Origin of the sequence: Paenibacillus lupini, assembly GCF_011761355.1 — a bacterium.
GTDB lineage: Bacteria > Bacillota > Bacilli > Paenibacillales > Paenibacillaceae > Pristimantibacillus > Pristimantibacillus lupini.
The window spans coordinates 717,137-742,044 of record NZ_JAASRW010000002.1; the positions used below are offsets into that span (position 1 = coordinate 717,137).

Consider the following 24,908-nt stretch of genomic DNA (forward strand, 5'->3'; position numbering starts at 1 on the left):
GTTGTTTTCAAAAACAAACAAACATGTTAACATATAAACAAACAAAAACAAATCTTAAACGGGGGAAAACAAAATGAAGCAGTTGTTATGGGATACTTGTTAATTTGGCCTAACTTATTCTCGTAATAGACTTACATTCCTTCGTTGTATAATAAATAGCTTGGCCTCAAGTGTAAACGGCTGCGCCGTCCTTAGGAGGAGCTGTCGTTTCATGGGTGAAATATCGGTAGGTAATGGAAAAATGAGATGAAAGAGAAAGAGGTAGGCTATGCTGGTTGCGGAACGGTATGAAGCGATAGTTCGATTGGTTAATGAGCGGGGCAGTATTCGGGTATCGGAGCTGAGTGAGCTCTGTCAGGTGACGGAGGAGACCATTCGCCGGGATCTTGACCGTTTAGAGCAAGCTGGACGTCTGCGCCGTTCTCATGGCGGAGCAGTAAGCATAAAAGATACACAACCGGAGACTCCGGTTGCAGAACGGGAAATTATGCATGCGGATGAGAAAAGACGTATTGCTGAGGAAGCGGTCAAGCTGATTAAGCCTAATGACCGGATTTTGCTGGATGCCAGCTCAACAGCTTGGTATATGGCATCGATTCTGCCAGATATACCGCTCACCGTATTGACCAATTCGATAAAAGTTGCCATTGCGCTAAGCAGTAAAGAGAAGATCGAAGTGATCTCGACCGGCGGCATTCTTGCTTCGCGATCTTTATCTTATGTTGGACCGCTTGCTGAACGGTCACTTGAATCCTATCATGTGAACAAGCTGTTTTTATCCTGCAAGGGTGTGCATTTGGAGCGCGGCATTAGTGAATCTAATGAGCTTCAAGCACGCATTAAACACAAGATGCTCGGCATTGCGGAACAAGTTATTCTGCTGGCGGATTCCAGCAAGTTTGGCGTTCAAGCTTTTACACATGTAGGTGACTTGGCAGAGGTTAATGCCATCATCACAGATCGCCGTCTTCCACAGGATGCGATTACCCAATTATCTGAGCGTTCCATAACGGTTACGTTAGTTTAACGAATTGATACGTTTGTGAGGTGGCGAGGTGAAGGTTTCATTATTTATCACCTGTCTTAGCGATACATTATATCCCCGCGTAGGGGAAGCCATGGTTAAATTGCTGGCTCGATACGGAATACAGCTGCATTTTCCAACTGTTCAAACTTGCTGCGGTCAACCGGCCTTTAATAGCGGTTATTGGAAGGAAGCACGGGAGACCGCCAAGACGATTCTCGACGCTTTTGAAGATAGTGACTTTGTTATTTCTCCTTCTGGGTCTTGTACAGGCATGATTCATCATTATCCGAAGCTGTTCGAAGCGGACTCGCATATGCATGCACGAGCGGTCAAGCTGCAGAGCAAATCATATGAATTTACACAGTTTCTCGTTCAGGTGCTTGGTGTTAAAGATCTAGGCGCCGTATTTCCACATAAAGTCACCTATCATCCTTCCTGTCACGGCAGCAGGCTGCTTGGTGTGAAAGAAGAGCCTTTGGAGCTTATGCGTAATGTTGTGGGGCTTGAACTCGTTCCACTCCCATTCGCGGAGGATTGCTGCGGCTTTGGTGGGACCTTTGCTGTTAAGATGGCGGATATTTCAGGTGCGATGGTAACGGAGAAGGTTGATCATGTACTGGAGACGGAAGCTGAAGTATTAGTTGGGCTCGATCTGGCCTGTCTGATGAACATTGCAGGTAACCTCAGGTACCGTAATCAGCCTGTGAAGGTGATGCATTTGGCGGAGCTGTTGTATGAAGGGGTGAATCAGGCATGAGTACGGCTGGAGCAGCATCCACAGTGAAAGAACGCGCCGATCTGGCGCTGAACGATGAGTTCTTACGCAAAGCCGTTAAGTTTACAACGGAGCGGCTTCGTAATGGTAAGAAACAAGCATCTGATGAACATGGCAATTGGGATGACTGGCGGGAGCGCGGCCGGCAAATCCGGCTGCACACGATTGCGCATCTCGATTATTATTTGAATCTATTTGCGGATCAGGCACGGGCGAATGGCGTGCATGTACATTTTGCCGAGACATCGGCAGAAGCAGTGAAGCTGTCGCTTGAGATTGCGCAGCGTAAGCAAGCGAAGTCGGTTGTGAAGTCGAAATCAATGGTAACCGAAGAGCTGCATCTCAATCATGAGCTTGAGTCCATTGGTGTTGAGGCGATTGAGACTGATCTTGGTGAATATATTATCCAGCTTGCCGGGGAAACGCCGTCTCATATTATTATTCCAGCGATTCATAAGAATCGGTATCAGGTAGCTGATCTGTTGTCTAAAGAGGCGGGCGAGACACTCGCACCAGACACTTCCATTCTTGCTGGCTTTGTTCGGAAGAAGCTTCGCGAGAAGTTTCTTGAAGCTGATATCGGTATGACGGGCTGTAATTTCGCTATTGCTGAGACGGGCTCTATGGTTCTGTTTGAGAACGAAGGCAACGCACGGATGGTGACGACGGTTCCGAAGACGCAGATTACACTGATGGGGATGGAGCGAATTATTCCGTCCTGGTCTGATCTGGAAGTGATGGCTACGCTGCTGCCACGTTCTGCGACAGGGCAAAAGCTGACAGTCTATATGTCTGGTATTACCGGGCCGCGGCGTGACGTTGATGCGGACGGTCCTGATGAGATGCATATCATTATTGTTGATAATGGACGTTCTTTGCAGCTTGGGGACCCTGAGTTCCAGGAATTATTGAATTGTATTCGATGCGGTGCTTGTCTGAATGCATGTCCGGTTTATCGTCATATTGGCGGGCATGCTTATGGTGGTACTTATAGTGGTCCCATTGGTGCGGTGCTGACACCTGCGCTTAACAAAAATGTGGGCGAATGGGATGATATTGCGAATGCATCCAGTCTATGTGGAGCTTGTTATGAAGCCTGTCCGGTTAAAATACCGCTGCATGAAATGCTGATCTATTTGCGCCGGAGAAAGCTGGAGCAAGGCCATGGCAATGCGGCGGAGTCGCTTGGCATGAAAGGCTTTGCTGCCGTTATGGGCAGTGCAAGGCGTTATTCAACCCTGGTGAAGCTTGGTAAGCTGGGGCAAAAGCTTGTCGTTAGGGATGGCGGGATTCGTCTCAAGCTTGGACCGCTGAAAGGCTGGAATACGTACCGTGTTACACCAAGCCTGCCGAAGAAATCCTTCCGTGACCAATGGGGGACGCTTGAGCAGGAACTGCGCCATGGGCTGCAGGAGTTAGATCCTGCTGTAAAAAGCCGGATGGAAGCGATTATGCGGGATAGAGACAGCGGGGGAGGCAACGGACATGGCTAATCAGGCAGAATCACATGATGAATGGCTGAAGCAGCTGGCGGAGGATTCCAAGCGAAAGCAGGAATCATTCATGAACGGGATTGCCCAGAAGCTGAAACGTCCACGAGTGATGGAAGCGCCGAAGCATCCTTTCCGGGGAGCCCCGGACTTCTGGCAAAGCTTCGAGTGGCCGCTGGAAGAACGAATGGACCGGTTCGAGGAGAACTTTAAGAGCGCTGGCGGACATGTGGCCAGACTATCGGATATGGATGCAGCAAAGCAGTTTATTGCGGAGAAAGCTGTATCATTAAGCGCACGGTATGTTATTCGGCAAAACCAGCCGGAGCTTAATGAATTGGGGCTTGAGGAAGCGCTGCAGGGCACTGGAGCTTCGGTTCGTGTATGGAACAGTGATGCGGATGAGAACTGGAAAGCACGTGCAGCGGAAGCAGATTTCGGGGTTGTGGTGGCCGATTATGCGGCAGCCTATACGGGATCTGTGACAGTATTATCCTCGAAAGATAAAGGCCGTTCGGTCAGTCTTTTGCCAACCGTTATGTTTGTGCTCATTCCGCTGGAGAGGCTGAAGACAAGGCTTGGCGAAATTTTGATTCATTTCGATGAAGCGGGCCGCGAGCAGCTGCCAGCGGGTATCCACTTTATTTCTGGCCCAAGCCGCTCAGCTGATATCGAGAATGATCTTACGATTGGTGTTCATGGCCCCGGTGTGGTCTATGCTTTGCTGATTGGATAGTTGGATAGTTGGATAGTTGGATAGTTACGCGAGTGAAGCTCGCATGTTTGGATTGGCGTTTGCAGCGCCGGACTGAACATGCGGGCTTTTTTATTTGCAGTTGGGTGTTAGGAAGAGAATTAGCAGGAGTATGACAGGAAGTCTCGAATTCTTTTAGAAAATAATTCCATCTACAAGGAGAGCTGCATGTGTCAAAAAACCAGATTTAGTGCTTGATGTGGCAGGGGTTATCGCTGCTAATTTTTCTCCGCAGTTTTGGCAGGAGCTTACGTCACGGTATGAAATTCCATACGATAGTCTTGTACATTTTAAACATGAAATCCGTGTAAAATTGTGGACAGGTGTTATTTCTGAAGATGAGTTTTGGAATGAGCTTACTTCAAGCTTTCCTACAATCGACAAAGACGATGCACGGCAGTTACTGCTATCAGAAATTACTCCCTTGCCAGCAGCTAATGAGATCCCGCGCTGGAGCAAGTATGCAAACATTCATCTGCTCAGCAATCATAGAGTGGAGTGGATAGAGCATATTGTAACGCCTCTAAAGCCTTATCTGCGAAGTGTGACGATTTCCAGTGCTGTCGGCTGCTGCAAGCCGGACGCTGCGATCTATACCCTGGTGGAACAGCATTGTGAGCAGCAAGGATTCATTCTGTTTGTGGATGACCAGACCAAAAACTTCTACGATCCTGTCTTGCGCGGGTGGACAACCCTGCTTGCGGATGAACAAGGCGACTGGGTCAAGCAGGTTAATAGGTATCTTAGGGCATAACGACAACGTAAAAAAGCAGCAGACTCAGTTGAGTCTGCTGCTTTTTCGATTCCCATTATTTTGTTTCAAGGAATTTTTCGATAAACTGAACGGCTTTATCCGTGTTCTTCGAACCTTCGCGTACACTTGCAATAAAGTTATCCTTGCCTTGAATTGGAATGTTACTGAGAATCGAGCTGCCGGAAATCTTGACGCCGTAAGTGTGCTCATCAGGAACATCTTCCGTCTTCTGTTTGTAGCTGTCTTCCGGCTTAAGCAGATTAGAGAAGTCTGCTATGGAGTCCAGATTCATAAAGGCACCTTGCGGTCCAACCCAGTTAAAGGCAGCGGTATCTGTAATATAGATATCAGGGCGTTCCGTTGCTAGAACAACCATCGCTTTTTGCTGGGAGGCAATGTCCATTTGATCCTTGGCATCAAGCGGAACATACGTAAAGTTAACTTTAAAGCGCTTAAATTCCGGGAATTGCGCAAGAAGTGCGGTCTCGATATCGGCCTCTGTCGTTTGTTTGCCCGTGCTGTCGCTCATATAGTACTCGCCGAGATACATAATAGACAGATCTACCGGAGGAAGCTTGGCAAGGCGCTCCTGCTCAGCCCTATGGTCCATATAGCTGTTAATGCCTACGATAACAAGAATAAGAGCGATGATGCCGCCAAGTACATGGAACTTGTAATAACGCCAGAAGTGGTCTACTTTTTCAGCAGAGCCGGCCATCTTTTTGTACTTGCCATATTCCTGCTGGTTGAATTCTTCGCTTGCTTTACGGTTCTCCTCATTCAAGATATACCGGTAAGCACGTGTTACTTCCTCGAAATCAGCTTGGTCCGTACCGCTCGGATTTTCTCTTTGTCTAGAGCGAGATTGACGCATTAAGGTGGTGTACCGCTTATCGACCTCTTCTTTCGAAGCATTGTCAGGGAGACCCATCTTTTCGTAGGCTCGTTTCAATTCGTCCATGGAGTTACTCTCACCTCAGTTAGTAGTAGAAAAACTCAAAAAAATAAAAGCTACTCTCTAGTATACGGATTTGTTTAGAAGATTTCCATTCCTCCATCTGGGAGTCAATCGGGCTACAAATTATGATGACCTATGGTATGATAGGAAAAAGTGCGAATGGGCTTGAACGAAACCGTCAATACATAGATTAAGAGCAATGTAATCGGGGGAAATTTTATGTTAAGAGGCAAAACAATTTTACTAGGTATTACCGGTGGAATCGCAGCTTATAAAGGAGCGGCGCTTTGCAGCAAGCTTGTGCAGGCAGGGGCTGAGGTCCACGTCATTATGACGGAATCGGCAACCAAATTTATTACACCGCTGACGCTGCAGACGTTATCCCGTCATCCGGTGCATATCGATACGTTTGATGAGAATGACCCTTCAGTCGTTTCTCACATTGATCTGGCGGATCGCGCCGACCTGATCGTTGTTGCACCTGCAACGGCTAATATGATAGGGAAAATGGCTAACGGACTAGCGGATGATATGCTCAGTACAACGCTTCTCGCTGCAACCAGCCCGATCCTAGTTGCACCGGCGATGAATGTGCATATGTACGAGCACCCTGCGGTTGTTCGTAATTTGGAGCTGCTTGCTTTGCGTGGTGTGATGTTTGTTGAGCCGGGTACTGGTCAGCTCGCCTGCGGCTATGTGGCCAAAGGACGTCTTGCGGAGCCGGAGGATATTGTGATCGCCGTTCATTCCTTGCTGAGAGCGAAGGAGAACGGGCAGCTTGCCGGCAAGCGTGTGCTTGTGACGGCAGGTGGTACGGTGGAACGGCTTGATCCGGTCCGGTACTTAACGAATGATTCGTCTGGGAAAATGGGCTTTGCGATCGCAGAAGCGGCCAATGTCATGGGAGCAGAGGTTACGGTGATTGCGGGCAGAACGTCCGTAGATGCTCCGGCAGGCGTTACGGTTGTCCGGGTGGAATCGGCGCAGCAGATGCTTGATGCTGTGCTTGAACGCTTCGATCAATCTGATATTGTCGTCAAATCGGCAGCGGTTGCGGACTATCGGCCAGTGACAACACATGGTCAGAAAATTAAGAAATCCGGCGAAACACTAACCCTAGAGCTGGAGAAAACAACAGACATCCTGCAAACCCTAGGCGGGCGGAAGAAGCATCAGTTTCTTATCGGATTTGCTGCGGAAACCGAGCAGTTGGAGAAATATGCGATGGATAAGCTGACTCGCAAAAACTGCGATCTGATTGTAGGCAATGATGTCAGTCAGGACGGAGCAGGCTTTAACGGCGATACGAATATCGTGCAGCTGTTCGGTCCAAGCGGCTTGATCGAAGCAATGCCGATGTTATCCAAGCGTGAGACGGCGCAGCGGATTCTGGTGATTGCAGCGCAGCGGATAGCGGAGGGAACGGCCAATAACGGAGGTCGGGGCGAATGATTGCCAAAGTCATTGTCGACGTGCCGAGCCGCCAGACGGATCGGCCGTTTGATTATGAAGTACCCAAAGACTTGGAAAGCTGGGTTGAGGTTGGCAGCCGGGTAGGCGTACCTTTTGGTGGAAGAGTGCTGCAGGGATTTGTCATCGAGCTCGCAGAAACGGCGGATATTGATCCTAAGCGGCTGAAGTCGATATCAGAGCTGCTAGATCCGATGCCTCCTTTGCTGCCTGATCTAATTGAGCTTGCCAAATGGATGAGTGATAAATATTGCTGCTCCTGGACGACTGCACTTCAGGCAATGATACCAGCGGCTCTGAAGGGGAAAGCTGAACGCTACATCAGCTTGAACGATGATCCTGAATTCTCGGCAGAGGAGTATGGACTGACGGCACTGCTGCCGGAGGATATGATGGATTGGATTGGTAAGCAGAAGCAGGTGAAGCTCGAGACATTGCAGCAGCGTTTTCCGGACTATGCACCAGCCATCAAGGAAGCGCTCCGTGAAGGTCTGCTCTTAGAGCAGACATCTATACGAGATAGACTTGCCATTCGCAAGGTGCTGACGGTGTTCCCGCCAGAAGACGAAGCTGCGGCACGTGAAGCCCTGCAGTCTTTCCCGGCACGGGCAGGTAAACAGCGTGAGCTGCTTGCCTTCATGCTGGAGCGGGGAGAGGCGATGCCACTTCAGGCTATGCTCGCAGAAGCCGGTGGTTCGCCTGCCAGCGTGCGTGCGCTCGTAGATAAAGGACTGCTCGGTATGCATGAAGTCGAGCAGGAGCGTGATCCTTACGCAGGCCGAAACTTCCAGCGGACTGAACCGCTGCCGCTGATGCCAGGCCAGCAGACCGTGTATGAACGGATTGCCGCCACGGTGAGCCGCGGCGAATCACAGGCTTTGCTCCTGCACGGGGTAACGGGCAGCGGCAAAACTGAGGTCTATATGCAGTCGATTCAGCATTGCTTAGAATTAGGCAAGCAAGCGATCGTGCTTGTCCCGGAAATTTCGCTGACGCCGCAGATGGTCGAGCGCTTCAAGGGCCGCTTCGGCGACGCTGTAGCCGTGCTGCACAGCCGGCTGTCGAATGGCGAGCGTTATGATGAATGGCGCAAGATCCGCAGCCGCCGCGTGGAGGTTGCGATTGGCGCACGCTCGGCCATATTCGCGCCATTCGAGCGAATCGGGCTCATCATTATCGATGAGGAGCATGAATCCTCCTACAAGCAGGAAGAGAGCCCGAAATACCATGCGCGTGATGTGGCTGTACGGCGCGCAAGGCAGCATGGCGCAGCCGTGGTGCTAGGTTCTGCGACTCCGTCACTGGAGTCGTTCGCAGCAGCCAGCCGTCAGCCGGCGCCAGGGAAGGAATCGGCTCTTCTGCCGATGCCCGAGCGGGTCGGCAGCCGTCCGATGCCGCCCGTTCAAGTGATCGACATGCGCTCCGAGCTTCAAGACGGCAACCGTTCAATGTTCAGCAGACGGCTTCATGCCGCACTCATTGAGCGGCTGGAGCGCGGGGAACAGTCGGTGCTGCTCCTCAACCGGCGCGGCTACTCGACGTTTGTAATGTGCCGTTCCTGCGGGTATACGGCAGCTTGTCCGCATTGTGATATTTCGCTGACGTATCATCAGAAATCGCGGGCGCTGCGCTGTCATTACTGCGGTCATGCAGAGCTTGCGCCGAAGGAATGTCCTTCCTGCAGCAGCGAGCATATCCGGTACTTCGGTACAGGTACGCAGCGGGTAGAGGAAGAGCTGGCAAAGCTGTTCCCCGGCATCCGCGTCATACGGATGGATGTGGACACGACAACCGAGAAGCATTCCCATGAGAAGCTGCTTAAGCAATTTGGTGAACGGAAAGCTGATGTACTGCTAGGTACGCAGATGGTTGCTAAAGGTTTGGATTTCCCGTTTGTTACACTTGTAGGCGTCATTGCTGCGGATACGTCGCTTAATTTGCCGGATTTCCGTTCGGCGGAGCGGACATTCCAGCTTCTCACACAGGTAGCAGGGCGCGCAGGGCGTCATCATTTGCCGGGAGAGGTTGTCATCCAGACTTACTCCCCTGAGCATTATGCAATCGTAACCGCTCAGCAGCATGACTATGCTGCATTCGTGCGGGAGGAGCTGAAACATCGCGGTGTTATGGGCTATCCGCCGTTTTGCAGGCTGGTACTTGTGACGATGTCGCATGAGCAGCTGCCACTTCTGTCATCGGTCAGTGAGCAGTTTGCCGAGCGTCTCCGCGGACTGGCTGCTGATGAGGGAGTTCTTGGTCCGCTTGAAGGCGGTTTGCCGAGGGCTATGGATATTCTTGGTCCTGTCGCTTCACCAATTTCTAGAATGAAAGATCGCTACCGTTTTCAATGTGTGATAAAATATCGTGGAAACATCGACGTACCGGCGCTGCTTAGGCAAGCGATGGCCCCATTTATAGAGGGCTCGCCGCTCAAACTGGTGCAGTTTAGTATCGACGTCGATCCGCAAGTCATTTTATAAAATAGATAACGATCGTAAAGGAAGGTATTAGGTCATGGCCATTCGTATTATTGTGAAAGAACCAGATCCGGTGCTCCGGGAAGTTGCTAAGGAAGTAACGAAATTTAACTCCAATCTGCAGAAATTGCTGAAAGATATGGCGGAAACGATGTATGACGCAGACGGCGTAGGACTTGCGGCTCCGCAGATCGGCATCTCCAAGCGTGTAATCGTAGTTGATATTGGCGATGAAGAAACAGGTCTAATCTCTATGGTTAACCCTGTCATTGTAGAAAAAGAAGGCGAGCAGGTTGGTCCTGAAGGCTGCCTCAGCATCCCGAACCTAAATGGCGATGTGAATCGTTTTGAGCGTATCGTTGTGAATGGTCAGGACGCAGAAGGCAACCCGTTTACAGTTGAAGCAAGCGGCTTCCTTGCGGTTGCTTTCCAGCATGAGATTGATCATCTGAACGGCATTCTGTTCACTGACATTGCTCAAAATGTATATGACATCTCGGCAAGACAAAGAAAAGGCGGCGAGTAAAGGAATGCGTATTGTATTTATGGGAACGCCGGAATTCGCCGTTCCTTCCCTGCGTCTCCTTATCGAGCAGGGCTACAACGTAGTCGCTGCTGTGTCGCAGCCTGACCGCCCGAAAGGCCGTAAACGCGTGCTGACGCCGCCTCCTCTGAAGGAAGCGGCTCTTGCGTTTGGTCTGCCTGTGCTGCAGCCTGAACGGATGCGCAGCCCGGAAGCTGTTGCTGCCATTGCTGAGCTTCAGCCGGATTTGATTGTCACAGCAGCTTACGGTCAAATTTTGCCGAAAGCCTTGCTCGAGATTCCTCGTCTTGGCTGCATTAACGTGCATGGCTCGCTGCTTCCACGTTACAGAGGCGGAGCGCCGATTCAGCGATCGATTATTAACGGAGAGTCTGTGACTGGCGTTACGATTATGTACATGGCAGAAGGGTTGGACACTGGCGACATGATCAGCAGGGTAGAAGTGCCGATTACGGATGAGGATACTTCGGGTACCTTGTTCGAGAAGCTGAGTGCAGCGGGTGCTGAATTGCTTGGCCGTACAATGCCTTCTATTATCGCAGGCGAAGTACAAGCTGAGCAGCAGCGTGATGAGCTGGCGACCTATGCACCAAACTTGACTCGTGACGATGAGCGGATCGACTGGAATAAATCAGCTATCAGCATCTACAACCAGATTCGCGGCTTGTCTCCGATGGCAGGTGCCTTTACGTACCTGAACGGCGAAGTGTTTAAGGTATGGTTATCAGCGAAGCCTAACGGATCGAATGGCTCTGGATCCACTGCTCCGGGTACGGTAGTTGCCGTAAGCGCTTCGGGCATTGAAGTACAGACCGGTGACGGGATTTTGACATTGCTTGAAATACAGCCCTCGGGCAAACGAGTAATGACGGTAGCAGATTGGCTTCCAGGCGCTCGCCTATCAGCCGGTGCTGTATTTGGCGGAGGCGAAGCATGAGCGAGAAAGAGACGATGAAGCAGAAGCAGAACAATACCTCAGGAAAACCGAAACGGAAGCCGGGCGGACATGGAAAAGGTCAGTCGGCTCCGAAGGAACAGCGCACTGTCCGCGTCCGTACCCCGCGCGAGCTTGCCCTTGATACACTGGTGAAGGTTGCGGAGACTGGAGCTTACAGTAATTTGCAGCTTAACCGTGCTTTGCAGGATGCTCAGCTCCAGCGCGCTGATGCTGGACTTGTGACGGAGCTTGTCTATGGCACGATTCAGCGCCAACTAACGTTAGATCATTGGCTAAGTAAGTTTGCGGCTAAGGGACTGCGTAAGCTGGAGCCTTGGGTGCATCAGCTTTTGCGTATGAGCGCCTATCAATTGTTGTACCTCGACCGAATTCCGGCCCATGCTGCGGTGAACGAGGCGGTAACCATTGCAAAGCGTAGAGGACATCAGGGAATATCAGGAATGGTGAACGGCATTCTTCGCAGCATTGACCGGAACCGTGCGGAGCTCACGATCGACACAATCTCAGATAAGAATCCGGCCGTGCAAATCTCGGTAAGACATTCTTATCCAGAATGGCTGGTTGCACGCTGGATCAAAGCATACGGCGTGGAAACAACCGAAGCGATCTGTGCTTCAGGCAATGAAGCTCCACATGCCAGTGTGAGAATCAATCCTCTTCGTGAAACGAGAGAAGAAGCCTTACAACTGCTGACTGAGCAAGGCAGTGAAGCGGAAGTATCGAAGCTTGCTCCGGCAGGTATTGTGGTGCGCCGCGGCGGTAATCTGGCTGATACGGAAGGATTCCGCAAAGGTCTATGGACGATGCAGGACGAGAGCTCGATGCTCGTTGCCGAAGTGGTTGCTCCTAAAGCTGGCATGCAGGTGCTTGATTGCTGCGCAGCTCCTGGCGGGAAAACAACACATATGGCCGAGCTGATGGGCGGCAAAGGCAAAGTGTATGCCAATGACCTCCATCCGCATAAGCGTCAGCTTATCGTAGACCAAGCCATACGGCTTGGCCTTCAGAATATTGAAGCGATTACGGAAGATGCCGGCAATCTTGGAGTACGGTTCGCTCCGGCTTCATTGGATGCCGTGCTGCTGGATGCCCCTTGCTCAGGCTTTGGCGTTATCCGCCGCAAACCGGAAATCAAATGGACGAAGACGGCTGGCGATGTTGCTGAGATCGCTGGAATACAGCGTAAGCTGCTTAAAGCGGCTGCAGAACTTGTTAAGCCGGGCGGCACACTTGTGTACAGCACATGTACGATTGAAAGCACAGAGAATGAAGACCAGGTAGCTGCCTTTTTGCAGGAGCATCCCGAGTTTCAGCTAGACGCCGAGTGGCCGGAGGAAGTGCTTCAACCGCTTCGCGAGAAAGGCATCATTGACAGCTCGTTTAAGGGACAAGCACAGCTTCTGCCGCATCATTTTGGCAGTGATGGCTTCTTCATTGCACGTCTTAGCAAACGTCAGTAGTCCATTTGTGGCTCGACATGGGCGTTTGTGGTAAAATAAATCATCAGCGCCGGCTAAGCCGACGCGCTAGTTCAGAGTCAGGTGTGATAATAAGAAGATGAAACCAATAATTTATGACTATAACCTCGATCAGCTTCAAGAGTGGATGCAAGAGAATGGTGAGCCGGCGTTCCGCGGCGGCCAGCTGTTTGATTGGCTTTATGTGAAGCGTGTGAAGAGCTTTGAAGACATGTCCAACTTGCCGAAGTCACTCCGCGATAAGCTGGAGGAGAACTTCCAGTTCGTGACGCTTACAGAAATTACGAAGTTTGAATCGAAAGATGGAACAGTTAAGTTCCTGTTTGGCCTGCATGACAATCATGCGATTGAAACAGTTATTATGCGTCACGAATACGGTAATAGCATTTGTGTAACGACACAGGTAGGCTGCCGGATCGGTTGTACGTTCTGCGCTTCGACGCTGGGCGGCTTGAAACGGAACCTGACAGCAGGTGAGATTGTTGCGCAGGTCGTTACTGCTCAACAAATGCTTGATGCAACAAATGAGCGTGTATCGAGTATTGTTATCATGGGCTCCGGTGAACCATTTGAGAATTATGACGCAACAATGACATTCCTGCGTATTATGATTCATGAGAAGGGGCTTAATATCGGCCAGCGCCATATTACGGTCTCGACAAGTGGTATCGTACCAAGCATGTATAAATTTACAGAAGAGAACACGCAGATCAACCTTGCGATCTCGATCCATGCACCAAACGACAAGCTTCGTTCGAAGCTGATGCCGGTTAACCGCCGCTTCCCGTTTGAGGATGTTATGGCAGCATGCCGTAATCATATTGCGAAGACTGGCCGGCGTATTACGTTTGAATATGCCTTAATTGGCGGTGTCAATGACCAGGCTGAACATGCGCAAGAGCTGGCTGATGTGCTTCAAGGCATGTTGTGCCATGTCAACTTGATTCCAGTTAACCATGTGCCTGAGCGGAATTATGTTCGTACGCCGCGTAACGACATTTTCGAATTCCAGCGCATTTTGGAGAAAAACAAAGTCAATTGCACGATTCGCAGGGAGCAAGGTCATGATATTGCAGCCGCATGCGGCCAATTAAGGGCGAAACATATGGAGTCCACGACGAGGTGATCACGGTTGATTACGGCAAACCGAAGCGATGTTGGACGAATTCGTCAAATTAACGAAGATCGTTCGTGGGTAGGACAGCTGGATAACGGCATAACGCTTGCCATTGTGGCCGACGGAATGGGCGGTCATCAAGCAGGCGATGTAGCGAGCCAGCTGGCGGTTAATACGTTCAGAGACATGCTTGAGAAGAGCGCGTCGAAGGCGGATTTGTCGATGCAAGAGGGGAAAATGCTAATTCGTCAGGCACTCGTCATGGCTAATGACGTCGTGTACGATATGGCATCACGCAACGAGCAGTACTACAATATGGGAACGACAATCGTCGCCGCCTTGTACAAAGAGCGGCAGCTGATTATCGGTCATATCGGAGACAGCCGCGCCTATCTCATTACCGCAGATGGAATTGCGCAACTGACAGAGGATCATACTCTTGTGAATGAGCTGGTGAAGTCTGGCCAGATCAGCTCCGAGGAGGCGGCGCATCACCCGCGCCGCAATGTAATTACACGCGCGGTTGGAACGGACGCGCATGTTGAGGTAGATATCTATACCGCAGCCTTGACGGATAACGATATACTGCTGCTTTGCAGCGACGGACTGACGAACATGGTCAGTGACGAGCTGATGCTGCAGACGGTTTGCGAGGATGGACTGGAATTGGATGGTAAAGCGGATCGCCTCATTCAATTAGCGCTGCAAGCAGGAGGAGACGACAACATCACTGTCGTGCTTCTTCAGGAAGCAGACGCTGCTTATCGAGGAGGTGACAACGGATGATTGGACATCAACTAGGTGGACGTTATGAGATAATAACGAGAATTGGCGGAGGCGGTATGGCGCTTGTCTATAAGGCGCATGATATTTTGCTGAACCGTAATGTCGCAGTGAAGGTACTGAGGCAGCAATTCGTTCATGACGAAGAGTTTATTCGGAGATTCCGCAGGGAAGCGCAATCGGCGGCTTCGCTGTCTCATCCGAATGTCGTCAGTGTTTACGATGTAGGGCAGGAAGAAGATACGCATTACATCGTTATGGAATATATCGAAGGTCATAATCTTAATGAAATTATAATCGAGCGTGCGCCGTTGCAGGCAGATGAAGCGGTGCGTATTGCTATGCAGATTTGTGATGCTCTTGAGCATGCACATCAAAATCATATTATTCATCGCGATATTAAGCCACATAACATCTTAATTGGCAAGAATGGCAGAGTGAAGGTGACGGACTTCGGGATCGCCCGTGCCGTCACATCCTCTACCATTACACAGACAGGCTCGGTAGTCGGGTCGGTCCATTATTTCTCGCCGGAGCATGCCAAGGGAGTTAGTACAGGGGAGAAATCCGACTTGTATTCTCTTGGGATTGTATTGTACCAAATGTTAACCAGCAAGCTTCCCTTTTTCGGCGAAAGTCCAATCAGCGTTGCTCTGAAGCATTTGCAGGAGGAGTTCGAGGAGCCTAGAAAGGTGAATCCACATATCCCGCAAAGTGTGGAAAATGTTATTTTACGTGCTATGCGCAAAAATCCGAGCGAACGTTACCAATCGGCTCGTGAGATGCTTACGGACTTGGACACTTGTCTGAAGCCAAATCGGATTAATGAGCCCAAAGTAACATTTGGCAGCGGCAGCGACCTTGACGAGACTCGGGTTATGCCAGCTATTCGGGGAGAATTGCTGCCATCGGAGCCACAGCAATCGGCACAGTCGTATATATCTCCCGTTTCATCGGCAGCGCCGTTGGAGCGCAGGGCGGCGGCCGCGTCGAGTGAACCGGAAGTCGAATGGAAAGATGAGAAGCCGAATGGAAAGCCTAAAGGCTGGAAGCGCACTACAACCATTGTAGGGGTCACGCTGGTGGCGTTAGCTTTGATTATATGGGGATTCTTTGCCCTGCTGGACAAACTTGATGTGCCGGATGTGGACGTGCCTTATGTGGTTGGCAAGTCAGAAGATGAGGCCCGTGCTATGCTTGAGGCCAAAGGGCTGAGGGTGAAGGAGCCAATCATCCATGAGTTTATGGGCGATGTACCGCAAGGTGTAGTATTCGATCAGGACAAGCAAAACATGCAAGTGAAGGAAGGCTCTTGGATTCAATTGTCGGTCAGCGACGGCGCTGTGCTGGAGAAGATGACCGATTACAAGGGCAAGCAGATTCAAGAAGCCAAGGATGATTTGATTGCACTTGGCGTGACAGAAGAGCAGATTGCAGTTGAACCGGTATTTAGTGACGAGGATTCAGGTGTGGTCATTAACCAGACACCGGAGTTTGGTTCAGAATTTGATCCGAAGACAGCAACGTTTACGTTCATGGTAAGCAAAGGACGTGAAACAATTCCGATGCCGAATCTGATCGGCCACACCGTTGCAGAAGCGAAGGACATGGTTAAAGCGAATGGACTGACGCTTGAAGATGACGATATTTTAGAAGAACCAAGCTATTCAATAAGCAAAGGACTTGTTATTGATCAAGACCAGTTCAAACCTAACGATCCTGTGCCAAAAGGGTCGAAGATCTCGATTCGCGTAAGCTCAGGACCTCCTAAGGATGCCAAAAGCCATACGTTTAATGTAACGATATCACCTGCCGAAGCGGGCAAGACAAGCGAGATTCGGATTGTATACACGGATGCGCGTGGTAAGGATATTGAATGGGGCAAACGCCAAATTCAAGATACACAGTCCTTCCCTGTTGAAGTGATGCTGGCACCTAATACAGATGCGAGTGTAACGGTATACCGGGACGGTCAATTTGTAGATAATCGTTCCATCACTTATGAGGACCTGGTACAAGGCTCAGATTCCTCTTCGCTTACTATACCGGGAACCGGCGATACGGATACGGATACAGGTACAGGTACAACAGAAGAAACAGGTAACCCGGACCAGCCTGCAGATGCTGATCCGGAAGAAAGCAATGACAACGGAGGCGCCCAAGATGAGCAGCAATAGTAAAGCCAAGGGGAGAATCGTCAAGGCGCTAAGCGGCTATTATTATGTATTGCCGAATGATGCGGAATCGTCCGGGCAAACGGTGCAATGCCGTGCCCGCGGCGTATTTAAGAAGAGAGGTTTGACGCCGCTTGTTGGCGATGACGTGGTGTACAGCTTAACGGAGAACGGCGAGGGCACGGTGGAAGAGTTGCTGCCCCGCTCTTCCGAGTTAATACGGCCGCCGGTCGCGAATGTCGATTTGGCTATTCTTGTCTTTTCCGTGACGGAACCTACCTTGAATTTACAGCTGCTGGACAAATTCCTTGTTCATATCGAGCATGCTGGTATTGAGCCAGTGTTATGCTTAAGTAAGCAGGACTTGGAACAAGATGGCGGGGAAATGGAAGAAGCAGCTGTTGCTATTGAGGCTGTTAATCGTATCTACACCGCTATTGGCTATGAAGTATTCGGCACTAGCTCACGCCAATGCGTTGGCGTAGAAGAGCTGCACAGCCGCCTTAAAGGGCATGTAGCGGTATTCGCTGGCCAATCGGGCGTAGGGAAATCATCGTTGCTGAATGCACTCGTTCCGGGCCTTGAGCTCGAGACGAATGCCATCAGCAATAGGCTTGGCCGTGGTAAGCATACGACTCGCCATGTGGAGCTGGTGGAGATCGGCGGAGGCTATGTTGCGGATACTCCTGGTTTCAGCCAGTTGGACTTCACGGAGCTTGGCATTGAGGATCTTGGTTACTGCTTCCGTGAAATGCGGGAGCTTGCACCGGATTGCAAATTCCGTGAGTGCTCGCATGTGCATGAGCCTGGATGTGCGGTGCTGAAGGCAGTGGCGGATGGTACAATCGCTGCAAGCCGCCATCAGAACTACTTGACGTTTATGACCGAAATGAAAGAGAGAAAGCGGAGGTACTAGTACTTATGGCAATTATCGCACCATCGATCCTGTCGGCAGATTTCGCGCGGCTTGGAGACGAGATTAAAGCAGCAGAGCAAGCGGGAGCGGATTGGATTCATGTTGACGTTATGGACGGTCATTTTGTACCGAACCTGACCTTTGGACCTCCGGTTATCGCAGCAGTACGTTCGGCGACGAAGCTTCCATTTGATGTACATCTGATGATTGAGCGTCCGGAGTTGTCGATTCCAAGTTATGCGGCTGCCGGAGCGGACCGTATTACGGTTCATGCAGAGGCTACCGTGCATCTGCACCGCACGATTCAACAGATTAAAGACCTTGGCCTGCCGGCTGGCGTTGCGCTTAATCCGGGCACGCCTCTGTCTGTGCTGGAGCATGTTCTTGGTGATGTTGATCTGGTTCTGATTATGACCGTTAACCCTGGATTTGGCGGACAAGCATTCATTGAAGAATCGCTTAATAAGCTGCGTCAGCTGCGCAAGATGCTGAGCGATCGTGGCCTCGACCATGTTCATGTACAAGTAGACGGGGGCATTAACAGCACAACAGCGAAGCAGGTTGTAGAAGCTGGTGCGAATGTGCTCGTAGCGGGTAATGCAGTATTCGGGGAAAGGGATCGCGCGGCTGCGATTGCTGCGCTTCGGTAATTGATGATGGAGGAAGATTACGAGTTAGAGCAGAGCATCTGGAAGAAAATAATGTGGATCGCTTTTTACGCGATTACAGCAGGCCTTCTGCTCGGTCTTTTTACGGCGATCTCCTCGCCTATCAAGTACGTTTGTTCTCTGGTGGCCTTGTATGTCGCCATTAAATGCTTCAAGCGTTTCTCCACCTGGGGGCCGCGTATATCCTTTATCGTATCTGCAATAATCGTTTATTTCGCTACGGCTCTCGTAATCGCGATCGTTATTTATTTGCGTGATAACCCGATGCCTGCTGGCTAATAGAATACGAGCTGGAGCTTTGGAATAGGACAGCTTTAGAACGCATAGGATGGTTACATGAACGAAGGTTCGTGTAGCCATTTTTTTGTGTGTAACAATTGGTTCACACTTCCAATTTCGATGAGCGTGTCTGAGGAGGGATGGGCATGAAGTTTTACACGATCAAACTGCCGAAATTTCTGGGCGGATTCGTAAAAGCAATATTGAATACCTTCCAAAAAAACTAGGTCCGATGCACGTCTTAACGAATGATCGTGGGTAAGGTGAAACGGTTATGCCAGTCTCAAGTGGCAAAACGCGTTTCAATCCGGAAAATTCTAGGCCGTACTATAAGAAAACTCTTATAGAGTCCTAGAATTCAAGGTGAAACGGTTTTGCCGTACTAGGCGAGGTTCATTCAAGGTGAGGCGACATTGCCGTCCGTTGGCAGGGCGAGGCGCGTTTCATTCTGACGAATTCTAGGCCATTTTATGAGATAAAACTTATAAATAACCTTAGAATTCAAGAAAAAAAAGCACCTGAGCTCAGCTCAGGTGCTTTTTGTCTAAATATAAGAAAGTATAATCAATTATACGACGCTTATATTTCATAGCGAAACGTTCGCTGCGCCGCCAAGGTGACGGCGTCAGCTGTTTGCGCTCTACCGCCTGGTTGGAATCCGGAATTATACGCGAGTAATTTTGCCGGATTTCAGTGCACGTGTGCTGACATAAACGCGTTTCGGTTTGCCGTCTACCAAGATGCGAACCTTTTGCACGTTTACACCCCAAGAACGACGGTTTTTGTTGTTTGCGTGGGATACATGGTTGCCTGTACCAGGCGATTTACCAGTAATAAAACATTTGCGGGACATGAGTACACCTCCTTAAGGTTGTGCGTTGCGAAGAGCCAAGCTACCTCGCAAGCCTGCGCTTAGAGTTTGCTTTGAACTATTAGCTGCATTGTTAGCACAAGCTGTAATTAATTACTTGGTCAAGCCTGCACAAAAACATACTTGATTATCGTATCACAATTGTTCTGTATCAGCAACTTAAAAGTATGAGAAATGACCGATTTTGTCATCCTTTTTACCTTTCACCCTTCTATAATGAAGCTATTTATAGTACAATAATCCTTAGTCCATATTATTTACGGTAAAGGAGTGTATTCCCATACCACTGCAAATTAAGAACGAGCTTGGACAGATAATTGTGAATGATGACTGTATTGCAGTGATTGCAGGCTCTGCAGCCATGGATTGTTATGGGCTGGTCGGAATGGCTTCCCGTAAACAGTTGAAGGATGGCATCGCCGAGCTGCTCGGCAGAGAAAACATGTCGAAGGGCGTCCAGGTACGCCGGGAGAATGAAGAGCTTCATATTGAACTGCATATTATCGTAAGCTACGGCACGAAAATATCCGAAGTAGCGCATAATATCCAGAACAAGGTTAAATATGTCCTTAATGATGTAATCGGTCTTCAAGTGGACCAGGTCCATATATTCGTTCAAGACGTAAGGGTATCTACGTAGCAGGAAGGGGAATTGTCGTTGAGTAAGCGCTCCATTAACGGATCTGATTTTACCGCCATGGCACTGCTCGGTGCGGAATATTTAGAAAGAAATGTAGACCGGGTTAATTCACTGAATGTGTTTCCGGTGCCAGACGGAGATACGGGTACTAACATGAATCTAACGATTGTCTCGGGGGTTCGTGAGTTGCGGAACAAGCCGTCCGACCACTTGGGTAAGGCAGCCGAAGCATTGTCCAAAGGGCTTCTTATGGGAGCAAGGGGCAATTCGGGAGTTATCTTGTCCCAATTATTCCGGGGCTTCGCCAAATCACTTGGCAGCTTGGAAGAGGCCGGTACGCAGCAGATTGCTGCCGCATTCCAGAACGGCGTTGACATGGCTTATAAAGCGGTCGTGAAGCCGGTAGAGGGAACCATCCTTACAGTGGCAAAAGAAGCGGCTAAGCATGCGGTTCAGTATGCCCGCAGGACGAGTGACGTTGTCGAGCTCATGACAGAGATTCATGCGAAGGCAAATGAAGCGCTGCAGCGCACACCGGATCTGTTGCCGGTACTGAAACAAGTCGGCGTTGTTGACTCCGGCGGACAAGGTCTCGTGTTTATCTACGAGGGCTTTGTTCATCATTTGACTCAAAGTGGTACGATTCAAGAGAAGGTATTTGCATTCCCGTCTGAAGCAGCAGCACCAGAAGAAGTAGCTGCACAACGGATTGCCGTGCCACGTCCAGCGGCTCCGGTATCCGCACAATCGAGATTAGCAACCGAAGATATCGAGTTCCTTTACGATATGGAATTCTTTATTAATCGCAAAATTGGCGGAAAAGCTGTGCCGTTTTTCAATGAATACGCTTTCAAGAAAGCTTTGGAAAAAGACGGCGATTCAATCCTCGTTATTGCAGATGATGACATCATTAAGGTGCATGTCCACTCGCGCAAGCCTGGCGATGTATTGAATCTGGCCATGGCCTACGGCGAGCTGACTGATTTCCACATTCTGAATATGCGGGAACAGCATCGTGACTTGCTGGAACAGGAAGCAGCAGCTGCACCTTTCGCACCAGTTGCAGAATACGCGCTTGCGGGTGATATTTCGTCGACGGAACTGCTTGCAGGCCCTTCTGCCCATGTTGTTGCACCAGAGAAGCTGCATGAGCTTGCACCATTTGGAATTGTAGCGGTCGCACTGGGAGAAGGTATTGCGAATATATTCCTCAGCAATGAGGTAGATATCGTCTTGTCCGGCGGGCAGACGATGAATCCAAGCACCGAAGATTTCGTTAACGCAATTGAGTCACTGCCAGCGGAGCATATTTACTTGTTACCGAACAACAGCAATATTATTCTCGCGGCTGAACAAGCAGCAGAACTGAGCGGACGTCAGGTAACGGTTATTCCGACGAAGACGATTCCACAAGGGCTCGCGGCGATTCTTGCCTTTAAGGAAGAGGAATCAGCAGAGCGTAACGCAGCTTGGATGAAGAGTGCTGCGGAGCAGGTTATATCGGGTCAAGTTACTCAAGCCGTGCGGAATACATCCATTGATGGTGTTGATATCCAAGAAGGCGACTACATGGGGATTAAAGAGAAGACGATTGTCTCCTCGAAGCCAAGTCTGCTTGAGGCTTGTCAGTTATTGATGGCAGCTATGGTAGAGGATGGCGGCGAGCTGCTTACGGTATTGACCGGTGAGGATGCAAAGGAAGCCGACATCGAAATGTTGTGTGAATGGATCGAGGAGGCTTATCCGGATGTTGAACTGGAGGTTCATGTCGGCGGCCAGCCATTATATCCTTATTTGTTTGCTTTAGAATAGCTTTATTTAAGGAAGTTATACAATTTGGGAGGGGACGTACGTATGGGGAGCATACGCATCGTGACCGACAGTGCATCAGATATTCCATTGCAGCTGAGAGAAGAGCTCGGTATTGAAATGGTTCCGCTGAAGATTCTGTTTGGAGAAGAAACTTACTATGATGCTGTTACGATGAATACGGAGCAATTTTTCGACAAAGTAGCGGCATCGTCTCAGCTGCCTACCTCATCCCAGCCATCACCGATGGAGTTTCAAGAGGCATATGAGCGCATTTTGCAAGAGGATCCGAACGCATCGATTATTTCGATTCAATTATCAAGTGCGGTCAGTGGGACCTATCAGTCGGCTGTAATTGGAAGCTCGATGGTTGAAGGGGAGCCGGATATTACCGTTCTTGATTCCAAGACGGCTTCATACGCATACGGCATGCGCGTTGTTGCGGCAGCCAGAATGGCAAAGGAAGGCGCTTCGAAGGAAGCTATTCTTGCTGAGATTGATCGGATGCAGAGGTCAACAGAGCTTTATTTTCTTGTAGATACGCTGGAATATTTGCAAAGAGGAGGACGAATCGGCAAAGCCTCCGCCTTAATTGGATCTATTCTTAATATTAAGCCGATTTTGTCACTCGATAAAGACGGCATGGTGTATGCCGTAGATAAGGTACGTGGTTCGAAAAAAGCGATGCTGCGTATTATTGATATGCTGGAGCAGGCTTGTGGCAGCGAACCTGTTATTCTGACGATCGCATGTACGACAGGTAAGGAAGCTGCCATGGAGTTCGGCGAGATGATTAAAAGCCGTTTCAACGTGCAAGAGGTTGAATATACAACAGTTGGTGCAGTAATCGGGACTCATGTTGGTCCTGGTACGCTAGCTGTGTTTATGCGCAGAGTGTGAGGTAGAGAACAATGACGCTGGAACAGTATTCTGTCCGGCAAATTAAAGGCGTGAGCGCTCCTAAGGAAGAAGAGCTTCACGCCTTTGGCGTACAGACAGTCGCCGATTTGCTGGATTATTTTCCATTTCGATATGAGGATTATCGTATTCGTGAAATTGCTGAAATCAAGGATGGCGAGAAAGTAACGGTACAAGGTGTCATTCGTGGCAACGCTGTGCTGCAACGTTATGGGAAAGGGAAATCCCGCCTGACTTGTAAGGTTGAGGTTGAGCATATGCTCGTGACGGCAGTTTGGTTCAATCGTCACTTTCTGCAAAATCAGCTGACACCGGGCCGGGAGATCGTCTTGACGGGCAAATGGGAGCAGCAGCGTCTGCACATGACGGTGTCGGAATCTGAATTTGCGGACAAGTCGACCGGGATGGTGAAGTCGGGAACTTTGCAGCCTGTCTATTCGGTAGGCGGAGGAATCACACAAGCTTGGATGCGCAAGACGATTAAGCAGGCTCTTATGCAGTATGGCGCGATGATTGAAGAAGTGCTGCCGCATGAGCTTGTGGAGCGCCATGGTCTTATGCCAAGGCGTGATGCCGTGCAGCGTATTCATGACCCTGGAGAAGTGAAGGAAGGGCTGGAGGCGCGCCGGCGCATGGTATATGAGGAACTATTCCTATTCCAGCTGAAGCTGCAGGCTTACCGTGCCTTGACCCGTAAACGTGGTGACGGTATCGTTCATCAGGTGAATGGGGAGACCATTCGGAACTTTGCAGCTACGCTGCCTTTTGAGCTGACGGATGGCCAGAAGAAAGTCGTTAATGAAATCATGTCCGATATGAGGCAGCCAGCTGCGATGAATCGGCTTCTTCAAGGTGACGTAGGCTCGGGCAAAACGGTAGTTGCTGCTATCGCATTGTATTGCACGATTAAAGCTGGCCACCAAGGGGCGCTGATGGTGCCGACTGAAATATTGGCTGATCAGCATCTGCGTTCGCTGCAGAAGTTATTCGCGGGCACGGGTATTGAAGTTGGACTGCTGACAGGCAGCTTGACGGAGAGGAAGCGCCGTGATGTGCTTGCAGGGCTGCAGATGGGCATGATTGATATTATTGTCGGTACCCATGCGCTTATTCAGGACGATGTCTTTTTCCGCAGCTTAGGACTGGTAGTTACAGATGAGCAGCATCGATTTGGGGTTAATCAGCGGAGTGTATTGCGTCGCAAAGGGATGAATCCGGATGTATTAACGATGACAGCCACTCCCATACCGAGAACGCTCGCCATTACCGCTTTTGGGGATATGGATGTGTCCACGATTCGTGAGCGTCCGCATGGACGGAAGCCAATCAAGACGTATTGGGTGAAGCATAGTATGATGGACCGCGTCCTTGGATTTATCCGCCGTGAAGTCGACGAGGGGCGTCAGGCGTATGTCATTTGCCCGCTGATCGAGGAATCGGACAAGCTGGACGTGCAGAATGCGATTGATCTGTATGTGCAGATGCAGCAGGCTTTTCCCGATTTGAAGGTGGGTCTCCTGCACGGTAGACTGTCGGCTTCGGAAAAGGATGAGGTCATGGGCGCGTTTGGTGCTAACGAGACGCATCTGCTGGTAGCAACGACGGTTGTTGAAGTAGGCGTGGACGTTCCAAATGCGACACTGATGATCATTATGGACGCCGAACGGTTTGGGCTGTCGCAGCTTCATCAGCTTCGCGGTCGTGTTGGACGTGGTGCGCATCAATCTTTCTGTGTTCTCGTTGCGGATCCGAAGTCGGAGAACGGCCGTGAACGGATGAAAGTCATGACCGAGACCGATGACGGCTTCGAGGTGTCGAGGCGGGATCTCGAGCTGCGTGGACCGGGGGATTTCTTCGGGACAAAGCAAAGCGGCCTTCCTGAGTTTAAGATTGCCGATATGGCAGCGGACTTTGAAGTGCTGGAGCTGGCTCGCGATGATGCAGCAGAATTAACGGGGCGTGATGATTTCTGGACGAATCCGTCGTATGAACGGGCACGTGTCCTGCTGCTAAAGGATCAAATTTTTCAAGGGGAACAGCTCGACTAA

General features: G+C 50.2%; 23 protein-coding genes. 21 read left to right on the top strand and 2 right to left on the bottom strand.

Going from position 1 to position 24,908, the window contains the following annotated elements:
• Positions 1-268: 268 nt before the first annotated feature.
• The 5 genes from FHS17_RS08790 (at position 269) to FHS17_RS08810 (ending at position 4,800) form a co-directional block, all read left to right on the top strand.
• Positions 269-1,027, top strand: coding sequence for a DeoR/GlpR family DNA-binding transcription regulator (locus FHS17_RS08790; RefSeq protein WP_167277989.1), 759 nt, complete (start codon positions 269-271; stop codon positions 1,025-1,027).
• Between the two features lie 28 nt (positions 1,028-1,055).
• Complete coding sequence (locus FHS17_RS08795) at positions 1,056-1,784, top strand: heterodisulfide reductase-related iron-sulfur binding cluster (protein ID WP_167277991.1); 729 nt, start codon at positions 1,056-1,058, stop codon at positions 1,782-1,784.
• Complete coding sequence (locus FHS17_RS08800; RefSeq protein ID WP_167277993.1) at positions 1,781-3,295, top strand: LutB/LldF family L-lactate oxidation iron-sulfur protein; 1,515 nt, start codon at positions 1,781-1,783, stop codon at positions 3,293-3,295. Before FHS17_RS08795 ends, FHS17_RS08800 begins: the two co-directional genes overlap by 4 nt.
• The gene (locus FHS17_RS08805) at positions 3,288-4,028 is read left to right on the top strand and encodes a LutC/YkgG family protein (protein WP_167277995.1); all 741 of its coding nucleotides are present in this window, start codon (positions 3,288-3,290) and stop codon (positions 4,026-4,028) included. The genes FHS17_RS08800 and FHS17_RS08805 overlap by 8 nt, the downstream gene beginning before the upstream one ends.
• Before the next feature lie 208 nt (positions 4,029-4,236).
• Positions 4,237-4,800 (top strand): HAD family hydrolase, encoded by a 564-nt coding sequence (locus FHS17_RS08810; RefSeq protein ID WP_208420266.1) that lies wholly within the window; start codon positions 4,237-4,239, stop codon positions 4,798-4,800.
• Between the two features lie 55 nt (positions 4,801-4,855).
• On the opposite strand, the gene FHS17_RS08815 is transcribed toward FHS17_RS08810, so the two are convergent.
• Positions 4,856-5,761, bottom strand: a complete 906-nt coding sequence (locus FHS17_RS08815) for a J domain-containing protein (RefSeq protein WP_167277997.1) — start codon at positions 5,759-5,761, stop codon at positions 4,856-4,858.
• Between the two features lie 216 nt (positions 5,762-5,977).
• Between FHS17_RS08815 and coaBC the strand changes: the two genes are divergently transcribed.
• The 12 genes from coaBC to spoVM all read left to right on the top strand — a co-directional run bounded on the left by coaBC (position 5,978) and on the right by spoVM (position 18,849).
• Positions 5,978-7,210, top strand: a complete 1,233-nt coding sequence (coaBC, locus tag FHS17_RS08820) for a bifunctional phosphopantothenoylcysteine decarboxylase/phosphopantothenate--cysteine ligase CoaBC (protein WP_167277999.1) — start codon at positions 5,978-5,980, stop codon at positions 7,208-7,210.
• Positions 7,207-9,708 carry a primosomal protein N' gene (priA, locus tag FHS17_RS08825; RefSeq protein ID WP_167278001.1) on the top strand — a complete coding sequence of 834 codons (2,502 nt, stop codon included), beginning with the start codon at positions 7,207-7,209 and terminating at the stop codon, positions 9,706-9,708. Before coaBC ends, priA begins: the two co-directional genes overlap by 4 nt.
• 34 nt (positions 9,709-9,742) lie before the next feature.
• Positions 9,743-10,231, top strand: coding sequence for a peptide deformylase (gene def / locus FHS17_RS08830; protein ID WP_167278003.1), 489 nt, complete (start codon positions 9,743-9,745; stop codon positions 10,229-10,231).
• Between the two features lie 4 nt (positions 10,232-10,235).
• Positions 10,236-11,186 carry a methionyl-tRNA formyltransferase gene (gene fmt / locus FHS17_RS08835; RefSeq protein WP_167278006.1) on the top strand — a complete coding sequence of 317 codons (951 nt, stop codon included), beginning with the start codon at positions 10,236-10,238 and terminating at the stop codon, positions 11,184-11,186.
• On the top strand, positions 11,183-12,667 hold the full coding sequence (gene rsmB / locus FHS17_RS08840; RefSeq protein ID WP_167278008.1) for a 16S rRNA (cytosine(967)-C(5))-methyltransferase RsmB: 1,485 nt from the start codon (positions 11,183-11,185) through the stop codon (positions 12,665-12,667). The genes fmt and rsmB overlap by 4 nt, the downstream gene beginning before the upstream one ends.
• 97 nt (positions 12,668-12,764) lie before the next feature.
• Complete coding sequence (gene rlmN, locus FHS17_RS08845) at positions 12,765-13,811, top strand: dual-specificity RNA methyltransferase RlmN (protein ID WP_167278010.1); 1,047 nt, start codon at positions 12,765-12,767, stop codon at positions 13,809-13,811.
• A gap of 6 nt (positions 13,812-13,817) precedes the next feature.
• Positions 13,818-14,588 carry a Stp1/IreP family PP2C-type Ser/Thr phosphatase gene (locus FHS17_RS08850; RefSeq protein WP_167278012.1) on the top strand — a complete coding sequence of 257 codons (771 nt, stop codon included), beginning with the start codon at positions 13,818-13,820 and terminating at the stop codon, positions 14,586-14,588.
• Entirely contained in the window at positions 14,585-16,762 is a 2,178-nt protein-coding gene (gene pknB, locus FHS17_RS08855) for a Stk1 family PASTA domain-containing Ser/Thr kinase (RefSeq protein ID WP_167278014.1), read from the top strand. The genes FHS17_RS08850 and pknB overlap by 4 nt, the downstream gene beginning before the upstream one ends.
• Entirely contained in the window at positions 16,749-17,675 is a 927-nt protein-coding gene (gene rsgA / locus FHS17_RS08860; protein WP_167278016.1) for a ribosome small subunit-dependent GTPase A, read from the top strand. The genes pknB and rsgA overlap by 14 nt, the downstream gene beginning before the upstream one ends.
• A gap of 5 nt (positions 17,676-17,680) precedes the next feature.
• Positions 17,681-18,325, top strand: coding sequence for a ribulose-phosphate 3-epimerase (gene rpe, locus FHS17_RS08865; protein WP_167278018.1), 645 nt, complete (start codon positions 17,681-17,683; stop codon positions 18,323-18,325).
• Between the two features lie 51 nt (positions 18,326-18,376).
• Complete coding sequence (locus tag FHS17_RS08870) at positions 18,377-18,622, top strand: hypothetical protein (protein ID WP_167278020.1); 246 nt, start codon at positions 18,377-18,379, stop codon at positions 18,620-18,622.
• Positions 18,623-18,768: 146 nt separating this feature from the next.
• Positions 18,769-18,849, top strand: a complete 81-nt coding sequence (gene spoVM / locus FHS17_RS08875) for a stage V sporulation protein SpoVM (RefSeq protein WP_010345573.1) — start codon at positions 18,769-18,771, stop codon at positions 18,847-18,849.
• Between the two features lie 437 nt (positions 18,850-19,286).
• Here the strand turns inward: spoVM and rpmB are convergent, their stop codons facing one another.
• Positions 19,287-19,475 carry a 50S ribosomal protein L28 gene (rpmB, locus tag FHS17_RS08880; RefSeq protein WP_042160148.1) on the bottom strand — a complete coding sequence of 63 codons (189 nt, stop codon included), beginning with the start codon at positions 19,473-19,475 and terminating at the stop codon, positions 19,287-19,289.
• Positions 19,476-19,773: 298 nt separating this feature from the next.
• On the opposite strand from rpmB, the gene FHS17_RS08885 reads away from it, so the two are divergent.
• From FHS17_RS08885 to recG, 4 genes are read left to right on the top strand one after another with little or no spacing between them, the layout of a single operon-like run.
• Positions 19,774-20,133 carry an Asp23/Gls24 family envelope stress response protein gene (locus FHS17_RS08885; RefSeq protein WP_167278207.1) on the top strand — a complete coding sequence of 120 codons (360 nt, stop codon included), beginning with the start codon at positions 19,774-19,776 and terminating at the stop codon, positions 20,131-20,133.
• Between the two features lie 18 nt (positions 20,134-20,151).
• Positions 20,152-21,945: a DAK2 domain-containing protein gene (locus FHS17_RS08890; protein ID WP_167278022.1), complete on the top strand. Its 1,794-nt coding sequence runs from the start codon at positions 20,152-20,154 to the stop codon at positions 21,943-21,945.
• A gap of 42 nt (positions 21,946-21,987) precedes the next feature.
• Entirely contained in the window at positions 21,988-22,842 is an 855-nt protein-coding gene (locus FHS17_RS08895; RefSeq protein WP_167278025.1) for a DegV family protein, read from the top strand.
• An 11-nt stretch (positions 22,843-22,853) separates the two neighbouring features.
• On the top strand, positions 22,854-24,908 hold the full coding sequence (recG, locus tag FHS17_RS08900; RefSeq protein WP_167278026.1) for an ATP-dependent DNA helicase RecG: 2,055 nt from the start codon (positions 22,854-22,856) through the stop codon (positions 24,906-24,908).